Genomic DNA, 12383 nt, shown 5'->3' on the forward strand with positions numbered 1-12383 from the left:
CTCGCGTCGCCAACACCGCTTGCTTGCGGTATGCGTCCTGCGCCGGCGCTGGCGCTGGCGCTGGCGCAGGCCTTCGCTGGGCGCAGCCACAGCGACAGGGCAGGCGGTCGCTGTGCAGCACGGCTCGGTCCCGTCGTGCACTGCGGTCGCGGGACGCCCCCGAAGCCTCGCCAGCGCCATGTTTCGCTCCGCCGATCCGCTGCCTCGTCCGCGTCGGCGCGGTTTCGTCGCAAGGGGACTGGCGGCCCGCGCCGCCGCGGCTATGCTCGCCGCATGTCACCGATCCCCGCCGCCATGTTTTCCAGCGTGTCCCTGATCATCCGCCTGCTGTGCGCCTGGGCGGCCGCCGTGATCGTCGCCGGCTTCGTCTGGAGCGGCCTGTTCTACGGCATGGAAGAGCCGCCGGGCTGGTTCTTCGGCCTGCTGGCGATGCTGCTGATGCTGTCGGCGCTGGTCGCCGGCATCACCCACCTGCGCCGGGTCTGGCTGGTCGCCGGGCGCCTGGACACCGCCAGCCTGTCCAGCCGCCAGCGGCGCCAGATCGAGATCCCGCTGGACACCCGCGAGGCGTTCGCGCTGGTCGATGCGGCGGTGCGCGAACTGCCGCGGGTGGAAGAGATCGAAAGCGCCGCCGACAGCCTGCAGGTGCGCGCGAAAGTGCGCCGCATCGATCCGTACAACGGCCGTAAGCCGTCGCGCTGGAACCTGGCCGCGCGCTTTGCGGTCAAGCGCAACCAGGTGCTGGCGACGCTGACCCCCGGCGCCGGCTCCAGCAGCCTGATCCTGCTGCTGGAGCCGGACGCCAGCGCCTGGATCGACCTGTTCGCGGTCGACGAGGGCAGCAACTACGAGAATGCCGAGGCGCTGAGCCGCGCGGTGGCGCGCCGGGTCGCCGAACTGCGCCGCGACGAACAGGCCGCCGCCGCGCAGGCGGCCACCGCGCAGGAACTGACCGTGGCGCGGCTGAACCTGCTGCACGCGCAGGTCGAACCGCACTTCCTGTACAACACGCTGGCCAGCGCGCAGGTGCTGGCGCGCACCGATCCGCCGCGCGCCGACCTGATGCTCGGCTACCTGATCCAGTACCTGCGCCGCTCGCTGCCCAGCGCCGAGGACGCGCTGAGTTCGCTCGGCGAGGAACTCGAACGCACCCAGGCCTACCTGGAGATCCTCAAGATCCGCATGGGTGCGCGGCTGCAGCTGGAAGTGCAGGTGCCGGAGGCGATGAAGACCCTGGCGCTGCCGTCGATGATGCTGCAGACGCTGGTGGAGAACGCGATCAAGCACGGCCTGGAACCCAAGCCCGGCGGCGGCACGGTCTGGATCCTGGCGCGCGCCTTCGACGACCACGTCACCATCACCGTCGCCGACGACGGCCTGGGCTTCAACAGCCAGTCCAGCGGCACCGGCATCGGCCTGAAGAACCTGCGCGAGCGCCTGCGCCTGACCTATGCCGGCGCGGCCACGTTCGCGATCGTGTCCAACTTCCCCAGCGGCGTGGCCGCGACGATCACCTTGCCGTGTCCGCCGCAATGGCAAGCGCCGTCGCCGTCGCCGGTCCCGCCGCCGCTGCCGGCAGGAGCGCGACATGGTTGACGCGATCGTCGCCGAAGACGAGGAACTGCTGCGCACCGCGCTGGTCGCGCTGCTCGGCGAGGTCTGGCCGCAGCTGCGCATCGTCGCCGAATGCGAGGACGGCGCCAGCGCGCTGGAGCGCCTGGCCGAGCACCAGCCGGACGTGGCCTTCCTGGACATCCGCATGCCCGGCCTGAGCGGCATCGAAGTGGCGCGCGCGCTGGGCGAACTGAGCCCGCGCACCCAGGTGGTGTTCGTCACCGCCTACGACCAGTACGCGATCGACGCGTTCGAGCAGGGCGCGGTGGACTACCTGCTCAAGCCGATCGCGCGCGAACGCCTGCTGGCGACCGTGCAGCGGCTGCAGGCGCGCGCCGCGCAGGGGCCGGACGTGGCAGTGCTGGATGCGTTGCTGCAGCGTCTTGGGCAGCGCCCGCCGTCGCCCTCGGCGCCGCCGCCGCTGGCCTGGATCACCGCCAACAGCGGTCGCGAGACGCGGCTGATCCTGCTCGACGACGTGGTCTATTTCCAGGCCGACAACAAGTACACCACGGTGCTGACCCGCGACGGCGAGGCGTTGCTGCGCACGCCGCTGCGCGAACTGCTGGACGTGCTGGACCCGGCCGCGTTCCGGCAGATCCACCGCTCCACCATCGTCAACCTGAAGGCGGTGGCCTCGGTGGTCCGCGACGACACCGGCAAGGGCCGGATGAAGCTGCGCCACCGTGACGAAGTGCTGACCGTCAGCCAGCCGTACATGAGTCTGTTCCGCGGCATGTAAGCGCCGCCTTCGCCTTTTCGCACTGGAACAAGGAATCCGCCATGCGTCTGCTCTCCGCGCTGTGGTCGTGCCTGCTCAGCCTCGCCGGCTGCCAGGGCCACGCCAACCTCGACCTGTCCACCGACGCCCACCGCGAGACCGTGGTGCATACCAGCGAGCGCGGCGTGGCGGTGATCTTCAGCCGCACCACCTACCGCGGCGGGCTGGCCACGTTCCGCTGCGTCGACAGCCGCAGCGGGCACTGCCACTACCAGGTCTATGCCGCCTGCGCGGCGCCGGGCGCCGCTGCCGGCAGCGGCACGGCGACAGCGTCGTGCGCACCGCGCGTGCTGCAGGAGTTCGACCTGCAGGTCGGCCAGCGCCGAGAAATCCCCGGCCTGCCGCGCGACTTCGGCCAGTGCGTCGCGCCCGAGACCCCGGCGGCGGCGCAGCCGTGCGCGCAGGGCTGAGCGGCGACCGGCGTCGAGGGGGCAGTTGCCGATACCGTCGCGGGTCAGAGTCCACTCATCAGTCCCGACTGTTTCCAAAGCCGGATAGCTGGATGCTTCGTCGTCGCGGCTGAAGCCGCTCCCACAAAGACTTGCACCAAGCCTACTGGTGCACGGTGGGAGGGACTTCAGTCCCGACTGCTTCCGAAGCCGGATAGCTGGATGGCTTCGTTCGTCGCGGCTGAAGCCGCTCCTGCAGGAAGCAGACGGCCGACTCGCCGGGTGCACTGTAGGAGCGGCTTCAGCCGCGACAGGTTGCCGAAGCCGCTGCGATATCGATTTTTTTGGGTCCATCTGTCGCGATCGCTTCATGAGGCCTGGCAATCGGACGGCTCCGCTCGTCGCGACTGAAGTCGCTCCCACAGTGGCCTGCGGTGAGCCGTCTGGGTGCACTGTGGGAGGGACTTCAGTCCCGACTGCTTCCGAAGCCGGACAGCAGATGGCTTCGTTCGTCGCGGCTGAAGCCGCTCCTACAGGAAGCAAACGGCCGACTCGCCAGGTGCACTGTAGGAGCGGCTTCAGCCGCGACAGGTTGCCGAAGTCGCTGCGATGCCTCTTTTGGGGTCCATCCGTCACGATCGCTCCATGAAACCCGGCAATCGGACGCTCCGCTCGTCGCGACTGAAGTCGCTCCCACAATGAATTGCGGCGAGCCTGCTGGGTGCACTGTGGGAGGGACTTCAGTCCCGACTGCTTTCGAGGTCGGATAGCTGGATGGCTTCGTTCGTCGCGGCTGAAGCCGCTCCTACAGAAGCTCGCGGGCTATGCAGGAGCTCGCGACGACGAGCTGGGTGCACTGTAGGAGGGGCTTCAGCCCCGACATGTCGCCGGGGCTGCCGAGTTTCCTGCCAAGCGAAACAGGCGCTAGTAATCCACGCCCACCGAGAACAGCAGCGTGCGCGGGTCGCCCAGCGCCACCGCGCGTTGCAGGCCGCCGCTGTAGTAGTCGTGGTCGAATGCGTTCTTCAGGTTCAGCGCGTAGCGCCAGCGGCCCTGGCGGTAGGCCAGGCCGGCGTCGAACACCACGTAGCCGGGGATGCGGTGGCCGTAGGCGGTCTTCTCGCCTTCGGCGCGGCCGCCGCCGCTGAAGGTCCAGCCGTCGTCCACGCCATGCGGCGCGTACTGCAGCCACAGCGAGCCGCTGTGCTTGGGCACGTTGTACAGGCGGTCGCCGACGGTGGTGACGCGTTGCGCGCCGTCGTCGGTCACCACCGCGTCGGTGTAGGCATAGCCGGCGAACAGGCTGACCCCGCTGCCCAGGTCGGCGGCGGCGTTGAGCTCCACGCCGCGGCTGCGCTGCTCGCCGACCGCGATGCTGTAGCCGTCGTTGAGCGGGTCGGCCTGCAGCACGTTGCGCCGGCGCAGGTCGTACAGCGCCATGCTCAGGCTGGTGCCAGCGTCCAGTTCCATCTTCACTCCAAGCTCCACCTGGCGGCCGCGCTCGGGGTCGAACTGCGCGCCCTGCGCGTCGGTGCCGACGTTGGGAAAGAACGAGGTGGCGACGCTGGCGTAGGGATGCAGTCCGCCGCCGGCATCGAACATCAGCGCGGCCGAGCCGGTGGTGGCGCTGGCGTCGTTGCGCGCGTCCACGCCGGTGAGATGGTCCTCGCTGCGGTTGCGGCTGCGGTCGTGACGCAGGCCCAGCAGCAGCTGCCAGTCGCGCGCGAACTGGATGCGGTCGCGCAGGTAGAGGCCGCCGGAAGCGACCACGCTGAGATTGTCGCGGCTGGGCGTGGCCGGGCAGGCGATGGCGCCGCCGTAGACCGGCGCGTACACGTTCAGCGTGCCGACCCGGCAGGTGGATTGCACGTTCCATTCCCAGGTCTTGAACGCGTCCACGCCGACGGTCAGCGTGTGCTGCCAGGCGCCGGTGGCGACGCCGCGCTGCAGGTAGGTGTCCTGCACCCAGGTGCGGCCGTCGTAGTGCTGGTCGGTGGCGGTGCGGCGCAGCGTGCGCAGGTCGGCGGCCAGGCCGTTGTTGGCGATGAAGAAACCGTCCAGCCCGAATGCCTGCCAGCGCGCCGCGTGGTGCAGGGTCCAACCGTTGTCGAAGCGGTGGTCCAGCACGTAGCCGACGCGGCTCTGGTGGCTGTGGTACGGCGGTTGCGTCGGCTCGCCGGTGAACAGCGAACGGTCGATCCTGCCGTTCGGATTGGCGTCGACGCTGCCTTCCCAGGGCAGTCCCTGCTGGCGGATGTAGTCGCGTTCCTGGTAGCTGGTCAACAGCACGAAGTCGGTGCGTTCGCCCAGGTCCAGCGACAGCGACGGTGCGATCCAGCGGCTGCGGAAATACACGTGGTCGGTGGGGTCGTCCGCATTCATCGCCAGGCCGTTGAGGCGCAGCGCGACCTTGCCGTTGGCCGACAGCGGCTGGTTCAGGTCGACGCTGCCCTGCTGCAGGCCGTCGCTGCCGACGCCCAGCTCGGCGCGGCGCAGCGGCGTGCGCGCGGGGCGCTTGCTGACCAGGTTGACCAGCCCGCCGGGCAGCACCTGGCCGTACAGCAGCGAGGCCGGGCCCTTCAGCACTTCCACCTGTTGCATGCCGAACAGCTGCTCGGCGACGCGGTTGTTGGCGGCGGTGCGCAGGCCATCGACGAACAGCGAGTCCGAGGCGGTCTGGCCGCGGATGATCAGGTCGTCCCAGCCGCGCCGGCCGAAGGTGTTGGCGACCACGCCGGACACGTTGTGCAGCGCATCGGCCAGGGTCTGCGCCTGCTGGCTGTCCAGCAGCGCGCGCGGCACCACGGTGATCGAGAACGGGGTCTGCGCCAGCGGCGCGTCCGACTTGTCGGACTGCGCCGGCGCGGTGCTGCGGAAGCCGGTGTCGACCTCGGCGCGGACCTGCACCGCGGGCAGTGCGGTGGCCTGCACGGCGTCGGTCGCGTCGGCCGCGCGCGCAGCCGGGGAAGCCGCCATGCCGAGCAGGCAGGCGAGCGGAAGGGGATGCAGTTTCATCGGAACCGTGGGGTGGAGGCGGGGAGGGCCAATCGAGAATGATTATATTTCGCGAAGAGGCATTTGCGAAGCGCCGGCGCTCGGCGCGGCGGGCGGCCTCCGGTGCAGGCGCCGCGCAGGCGGGCGCCATCGTCGCGACGCGAGCGCTGCGTCAGGGAGACGCAGGAGTATCGCTGCGGGCAATGGCGGCCACGGGCGAGGCGGCGCACGACCGACTTGCGGTGCGTTGGCATGCCTTGCATGGATGCGCACGCCACCGGTGCGCATGCCGGCCGCCAACGGCCGCGGCGGCAAGAACCTGGATGGGTGCGGATGACGGACATCGGTGTAGCGCTGTCGCCGCGCGCGGCGCGCCGATATGCCCACTACGATGATTTGCGCCCGCCCTCCGTTGCGGAGGGCGATGCGCCTAGTTGAGACGCGTCGTGCAGTAACGGCGCGACGCAGCCGGCTCAGCCGGCGACGCGGAACACGCCGGTCTGGCCGCCCGGCGGCAGCCCTTCGAACTGGATCAGCGCGGCGACCAGTTCGGCGTGCAGGCGGATGCGGCCCATCTCGCGCATGATGCGGATGTCCTCGTGGCGCAACTCGCGGTTGGCGACCACTTCGCGCTTGTACTCGAGGATCTCCGGATACTTGCGCGCCATGTTCAGCGCATCGGCCACACACTCCACCGTGTCGGCATCGACGGTCAGCGGCTCGCGGCTGTTGAACGCGGTGAGCCAGCGCTCGAAGCCGGCGGTGCGGTCGAACATGTTGGCGATGAACCAGATCACGAACAGGATCGCGACCCACGAACTGAACACGATGACGATGCGCGAGAAGGTCACGTGGTAGTCGTGCTGCCACAGCTGGTTGGTGATGACTCCCAGGATCACCAGCGAGATCGCCTGCCAGCCGACGATCGAGGCCACCAGCCACTGCTGCTTGGCCTTGGCCAGCACGTCCACTTCCGAGCGCAGCTGCGCTTCGCTCTTGTGCTGCCAATGCGCGACCTGTTCGGGGAACGAACGCTGGTGCAGCGCGTTGTCCTCCAGCAACAACCCCAACCCCTTGAACAAAGCGATCATGACAGGCTCCTTGCAGATACGGTGACGAACGACGATGCCGCTGGCGATCTTGAGGCAGGTTCTTTCTAGCACAGTGGCCGCAATTGCCATGCTGCGATCGCACATGCGGCCGTCGCAGCGCCGCGCCGCCGCGCAGGCTGCGGCGCGGCACGCGCAGCCCCCGGCGGCCGCTGCATTGCGTGCGGCGTCGCCAACGCGGGCATGCGGTTTGCGCGGCGCATGCACGCCGCTCGCTACCATGTGCCGATGACCGCCATGCTGCGTACGCTCACCGCCCCGGCTTCCGCCCAGATCCGCCGCTGGGTGCTGGGCGCGTTCCCGCGTGGCCATAGCGGCATCGACTACGATCAACCGCACGGCGACGCCGGCCTGTTCGGCCCGGACAGCGTCACCTGGCGCATCCATGCCGAGTTCCCCGGCATGCTCTCCGGCGGCCTGTGCGCCTTGTTGCTGCAGACCCTGCATCCGCTGGCGCTGGCCGGCGTCTACGACCATTCCAATTTCCGCGAGGACCTGGTCGGGCGCCTGCGCCGCACCACCCAGTTCGTCGCCGCCACCAGCTATGCGCCGCTGGCCGAGGCGCAACGCCTGATCCAGCGGGTACGCGCGATCCACGCGCGGATCCGCGGCCACACGCCGGACGGCCGCGCCTATGCCGCCGACGATCCGGCGCTGCTCACCTGGGTGCACGTCACCGAGGCCTACGGCTTCCTGCAGGGCTATCGCCGCTACTGCCGCGCGGTGCCGCCGGCCATCGCCGATCGTTACTACGATGAGGTGCGGCGCGTGGCCGAGGCGCTGGGCGCGCAGGCGGTGCCGTCGTCCGAGCGCGAAGTGCTGGCGTACTTCGCCCAGGTGCGCCCGCAGCTGCGGGTGGACGCGCGCTCGCGCGAGGTGCTGGCGGTGCTGTCCTCGCTGCGCCTGCCGGTGCCCGCCGCTGGGTTGTCGCGCGACCTGTTCCTGGGCGCAGGCGCGGCGCCGCTGCCGCCGTGGGCCACGGCGATGCTTGGACGCGGACGCCTGCAAGGCCTGCACGCGGCGGCTTCGGCGCGGATGCTGCAAGGGCTGGCGCCGCTGTTCCGGGTGGCGCTCAGCGACGGCATCGCGCAACGCGCCTGCCGGCGGGTGGGGATCGCGCCGCAGCAACTGGCGCACTGGCCCGGCTAGGTACGGTCCGGCCGTTGCGGAAGATGAACGGGAATGCGCGTGTGCAACCCGGATGCACGGCTCCTGGCCGGTCAAGATCGCGGCCGCCGTGCCGCTCTAAAGACGACCTATGCCGCACCGTTTCTCCGCCACCGATAAGACGCGCAACCTGCGCTTCAGGCACCGCCTGCGGCGGGCGTTGCGCGCGCCGCTGCATGCGATCCTGGTGTGGGGCCTGTTGCTGGCGGTGGTGCTGGCCGGTGCGCTGGCATACGTGCTGGTGCAGGACCGCGACAACCGGCTGGCGGCCGCGCAGCGGCAGAGCCTGGCGCTGGCGACCGGCGCCGACCGCCTGCTGCAGGTGAAGCTGGACACCTTGGGCCAAGCGCTGCGCGGCGAGGCGGCGAACGCGTGGGCGCTGCGCACGGAAACCCCGGCGCGTGCGCCGGCGCTGGTCGAGGCCTCGCTGCAGGGGTTGCTGGCGCGGCACCCGGAATTGCACAGCGTGGCGCTGCTGGATGCGCAAGGCGCGCGCTGGCTCGGCGGCGCGAGCGATCCCAGCGTGCGCCAGTGGACGCAGCAGGCGCAGCGCGGCAGCGCGGGCGTGTTCGTCGGGCCGCTGCAGCGCACCGCCGACGGCGAGCCGGTGGTGCGCCTGGCGTTGCCGCTGGCCTCCGGCGGCTGGGTGCTGGCGCGCTGGCGGGTCGCGGCGCTGCAGCAGATCGTCGCAGGCTTCGATACCGGGCACGACGGCGTGGTCGGCCTGATCGACGCCCACGGCCTGCTGCTGGCCGCCAGCGGTCCGGCCGCCGGCGGCCGCGTGCAGCTGCCGCCGGGCCTGGCCCGGTCGCAACCGCAGGGCCTGGCGCTGGGCATGCGCGAAGCGGTGTTCGGGCAGCAGGCGCGGATGGTGGCGATCAGCGGCGGGCGCGACTATCCGCTGCTGGCGGTGGCGGGGCTGTCGGTGCGCGAGGCGCTGGCGGGCTGGTGGTGGTTCGCCGGCGGCGCGAGTGCGGTGTACCTGTTGTACCTGGCCGGGTTCACCTACCTGCTCGGCAGCCTGCGCCGCGCCGAGCACCGCCAGCGGCACCTGCTGCAACGGCTGCGCCGCGGCGACGAGGACCTGCGCCTGGCCCACGAGATGGGCGGCATCGGCACCTGGCAGATCGACACCGACCAGCGCCAGCTGCTGCTGTCCGAGCCGACCGGGGCGATGCTGGGGCTGCCGCGGATGAGCATGACGGTCGACGCGTTCCTGGCCCGCGTGCACGACGACGACCGCGCGCGGGTGGCGCGCAGCTATGAGGACGCGCTGCAAGGGCTTGGCGAGTACAACGCGGTGTACCGCATGCACATGCCGGACGGGCGCCTGCGCTGGCTGGCCGCGCGCGGCGCGCTGGTGCATGGGCGCGACGGGATGTGCATGACCGGTGCGGTGCAGGACGTGAGCGAGCGGCTGGAGGTGGCGGCGCGGCTGATCGATGCCGAGCGCCAGTTCCGGCTGATGTTCGAACGCAACCCGCTGCCGTTCTGGCTGTTCGCGGTGGACAGCCTGCGCTTCCTGGAAGTGAATCAGGCCGCGATCCGCCAGTACGGCTACAGCCGCGACGAGTTCCTGGCGATGACCCTGCTCGACCTGCGACCGGCCAGCGACGCCGAGCGGCTGCTGGCGGACGTGCGCAAGCCGCGCGAAGGCTTCGACGAGCCGAGCATCTGGACCCACCGGCGCAAGGACGGCAGCCTGCTGTCGGTGCGCATCCACAGCGCCGACCTGGAGTTCGGCGGCGCGCCGGCGCGGCTGATCCTGGCCGAGGACGTCAGCCAGCGCCTGGCCTACGAGCGCGAACTCGCGTTCCGCGCCAGCCACGACGTCGCCACCGGCCTGCTCAATCCGCGCGCGCTGGCCGAGGCGCTGAACGCACGGCCGCACGCCGCCTACGCGGTGGCCTACGTGCAGCTGCGCGGCCTGGCGCTGATCGGCGACACCCTGGGCCGCGCCGCCGGCGACGCGGTGCGCTGCGCGGTGGCGGCGCGCGTGCGCGGGCTCGGCGAGCGCTTCGGCCTGACCGCGTACCAGCCATCGCAGGACTTCGTGCTGGCGGTGCTGGATCCGCAGCAGCTGCCGCAGGCGTTGCAGGCGCTGCTCGAGGCGGTTTCCACGCCGGTGCAGGGCGGCGACTTCGCCCAGCAACTGCAGGCGCATGTCGGCGTGGCGCTGTGTCCGGACGATGCCGCCGGCGCCGAGGAGGCCATCGGCAGCGCCGCGCAGGCGGCGCACGCGGCGCAGGCCGACGGGCGCAGCGTCGCCCGCTTCGAGCGCAACATGTCCGCGCGCATCGGCGAACGCCTGCGCCTGGCCGGGCGCATCCACCAGGCGATCGAGCGGCAGGAATTCGAGCTGTACTTCCAGCCGGTGGTGCGTGCCGACAGCGGCGCGCCGCGCCTGCTGGAGGCGCTGATCCGCTGGCCGCAGGCCGACGGCAGCTACATCGCCCCGGATCAGTTCATCCAGCTGTGCGAGGACACCGGGCTGATCCTGCCGCTGGGCCGCTGGGTGATGCGCGCCGCGGCGCAGGCACGGCGGCAGCTGGCGGCGCATGGCTGGCCGGCGTTGCCGGTGGCGGTGAACGTCTCGGCGCTGCAGTTCTTCGATGGCGACCTGGTCGCGGACCTGGCCCAGGCCTGCGCCGAGGCCGGCCTGGCCGCCGACGGCCTGCACCTGGAGCTGACCGAGAGCAGCCTGATGCGGCATCCGCAGCAGGCGCTGGAGGTGCTGCGGCAGCTGCGCGCGCTCGGCGTGTGCGTGGCACTGGACGATTTCGGTACCGGCTTTTCCAGCATGGCCTACCTGCGCGACCTGCCGCTGGATACGCTGAAGATCGATCGCAGCTTCGTCGCCGACGTGCATCGCGACGCGCGCAATGCGTCGATCTGCGAGGCCCTGCTGACGCTCGGCCGCAGCCTGGGCCTGGAAGTGGTGGCCGAGGGAGTGGAAAGCGCCGAGCAGTTGCAGTGGTTGCGAACGCACGGCTGCGACCACGTGCAGGGTTACCTGATCGGGCGGCCGGTGCCGTTGGCGCAGGCGATCGACGCGCTCGGCGCGTTCGACGCGGTCACAGCATGATGTCGACGGACTGCTGCGCGCCGGGTGCCGGCAGCGGCGCGCCGTCCCAGTAGCGGCGCAGCGGCTCGCGCACCAGGTCCAGCGCGGTCGAGGCGCCGCGCGCGCCGGGAAAGCGCTGCAGGTTGTGCGCTTGCAATGCGAGCATGCGCCGGTCCTGCTCGCCGACCTTGCGCAGCAGCGGCCACACCAGCCAGCGCACCGCCCATGCCGGCGCCCAGCGCCCGTCCACGTGCAGGCTGGCGAACACCTCGGTGCTGCGCGGGCCGACCGGGGTGAAGTGCAGGCTGATCCGCACGCGGCCGCCGCGCGCGTAGCGGTATTCGATCTGCGCGGTGCCCGGCGCGGCGAAGTGCGCGCGTTCCAGCGTGCGCGGCGATTCGAACAAGCGGTACAGCCAGCCGCTCTGCGCGGCGGCGCCGGCGTAGTCGACGTGGAAGCCTTCGGTGGTGGTCTGCAGGCAGGCGCGCATCGCGGTGCGCGCGCCGCCGCGGCGCACCAGTCCCGGATGCAGCAGGTGGGTGTGCAGCGGGTCGAGGAAGTTCTCCAGCGCATCGACCACGTGCGCCTCCCAGCGCGTGCGCCACAGGAAGCGCCGCGACGGCGGCTGCAAGGCCTGCACCAATTGCGCCGGGTGCGCGTCGCCGTCGGGATCCGGGCGCAGCCAGATCAATCCGTCGTGTTCGCGCGCGGCGAAGGCGCGCACCCGCACCGCCGGCGGCGCCTGCCCGGGCGGCATGCCGGGGATCTCGCGCAGCGCGCCGTCGCGGTCGAAGCGCCAGCCGTGGTACGGGCAGGCCAGGCCGTCGCCGGTGGCGCAGCCGGCCGACAGCGGCGCATGCCGGTGCGGGCAGCGGTCCTCCAGCGCGAGCAGGCTGCCGTCGGCGCAGCGCGCGATCGCCGCGTGCCGGTCCATCACCGTCACCGCCAGCGGCCGAGTGCGCAGCGCGTCGGCCCGGGCGACGGCGAACCAGTGTCGGTACAGCGAGGGATGCCAATCGTTCATGGCCGCTAGCGTCGCATGCGCGGCATGCCGATGTCTGGAGGCGCTTTCCCGATGTAGCGCGTGCGCGCCGGCGGGCGCTGCGTTTTGGCGTCGCCGCAAGCGATCGTCATGTTGTGCAGGACATCGGTATGCCGCGCGCGCTTGCAGCGGCGGCCGATCCACGCAGACCGTGCGCGGCCTGCACTGCGCGTGCGCTAACGCACGCAACGCAGGCGGTTCGCACCGCGACGATCTGCGCCCG

At 71.3% G+C, this 12383-nt stretch carries 8 protein-coding genes; 5 read left to right on the forward strand and 3 right to left on the reverse strand.

The window, feature by feature from the left end:
* Nucleotides 1–294 precede the first annotated feature (294 nt).
* From J2Y70_RS14460 to J2Y70_RS14470, 3 genes are read left to right on the forward strand one after another with little or no spacing between them, the layout of a single operon-like run.
* On the forward strand, nt 295–1596 hold the full coding sequence (locus tag J2Y70_RS14460) for a histidine kinase (protein ID WP_309918943.1): 1302 nt from the start codon (nt 295–297) through the stop codon (nt 1594–1596).
* Nucleotides 1589–2356: a LytTR family DNA-binding domain-containing protein gene (locus tag J2Y70_RS14465; protein ID WP_263397032.1), complete on the forward strand. Its 768-nt coding sequence runs from the start codon at nt 1589–1591 to the stop codon at nt 2354–2356. The genes J2Y70_RS14460 and J2Y70_RS14465 overlap by 8 nt, the downstream gene beginning before the upstream one ends.
* A gap of 41 nt (nt 2357–2397) precedes the next feature.
* Nucleotides 2398–2805 (forward strand): hypothetical protein, encoded by a 408-nt coding sequence (locus tag J2Y70_RS14470; protein ID WP_309918846.1) that lies wholly within the window; start codon nt 2398–2400, stop codon nt 2803–2805.
* A 903-nt stretch (nt 2806–3708) separates the two neighbouring features.
* Here the strand turns inward: J2Y70_RS14470 and J2Y70_RS14475 are convergent.
* Entirely contained in the window at nt 3709–5799 is a 2091-nt protein-coding gene (locus J2Y70_RS14475) for a TonB-dependent siderophore receptor (RefSeq protein WP_309918849.1), read from the reverse strand.
* Between the two features lie 452 nt (nt 5800–6251).
* The gene (locus tag J2Y70_RS14480; protein ID WP_263397035.1) at nt 6252–6869 is read right to left on the reverse strand and encodes a hypothetical protein; all 618 of its coding nucleotides are present in this window, start codon (nt 6867–6869) and stop codon (nt 6252–6254) included.
* A 219-nt stretch (nt 6870–7088) separates the two neighbouring features.
* Here J2Y70_RS14480 and J2Y70_RS14485 point away from each other — a divergent pair, with 219 nt between their 5' ends.
* The gene (locus J2Y70_RS14485) at nt 7089–8036 is read left to right on the forward strand and encodes an oxygenase MpaB family protein (RefSeq protein ID WP_309918851.1); all 948 of its coding nucleotides are present in this window, start codon (nt 7089–7091) and stop codon (nt 8034–8036) included.
* Between the two features lie 109 nt (nt 8037–8145).
* On the forward strand, nt 8146–11139 hold the full coding sequence (locus J2Y70_RS14490) for an EAL domain-containing protein (RefSeq protein ID WP_309918854.1): 2994 nt from the start codon (nt 8146–8148) through the stop codon (nt 11137–11139).
* Here the strand turns inward: J2Y70_RS14490 and J2Y70_RS14495 are convergent.
* Nucleotides 11129–12142 carry a Rieske 2Fe-2S domain-containing protein gene (locus tag J2Y70_RS14495; RefSeq protein WP_309918857.1) on the reverse strand — a complete coding sequence of 338 codons (1014 nt, stop codon included), beginning with the start codon at nt 12140–12142 and terminating at the stop codon, nt 11129–11131. The two genes, J2Y70_RS14490 and J2Y70_RS14495, sit on opposite strands and share 11 nt — an antisense overlap.
* Nucleotides 12143–12383 lie beyond the last annotated feature (241 nt).

Source organism: Xanthomonas sp. 1678, assembly GCF_031455575.1.
GTDB lineage: Bacteria > Pseudomonadota > Gammaproteobacteria > Xanthomonadales > Xanthomonadaceae > Xanthomonas_A.

Bases quoted from the DNA above. Each gene is read 5' to 3' on its own strand.
- J2Y70_RS14460 (WP_309918943.1), top strand. From the start codon at position 295: ATGTTTTCCAGCGTGTCCCTGATCATCCGCCTGCTGTGCGCCTGGGCG.
- J2Y70_RS14475 (WP_309918849.1), bottom strand. From the start codon at position 5,799: ATGAAACTGCATCCCCTTCCGCTCGCCTGCCTGCTCGGCATGGCGGCT.
- J2Y70_RS14470 (WP_309918846.1), top strand. From the start codon at position 2,398: ATGCGTCTGCTCTCCGCGCTGTGGTCGTGCCTGCTCAGCCTCGCCGGC.
- J2Y70_RS14485 (WP_309918851.1), top strand. From the start codon at position 7,089: ATGCACGCCGCTCGCTACCATGTGCCGATGACCGCCATGCTGCGTACG.
- J2Y70_RS14490 (WP_309918854.1), top strand. From the start codon at position 8,146: ATGCCGCACCGTTTCTCCGCCACCGATAAGACGCGCAACCTGCGCTTC.
- J2Y70_RS14480 (WP_263397035.1), bottom strand. From the start codon at position 6,869: ATGATCGCTTTGTTCAAGGGGTTGGGGTTGTTGCTGGAGGACAACGCG.
- J2Y70_RS14495 (WP_309918857.1), bottom strand. From the start codon at position 12,142: ATGAACGATTGGCATCCCTCGCTGTACCGACACTGGTTCGCCGTCGCC.
- J2Y70_RS14465 (WP_263397032.1), top strand. From the start codon at position 1,589: ATGGTTGACGCGATCGTCGCCGAAGACGAGGAACTGCTGCGCACCGCG.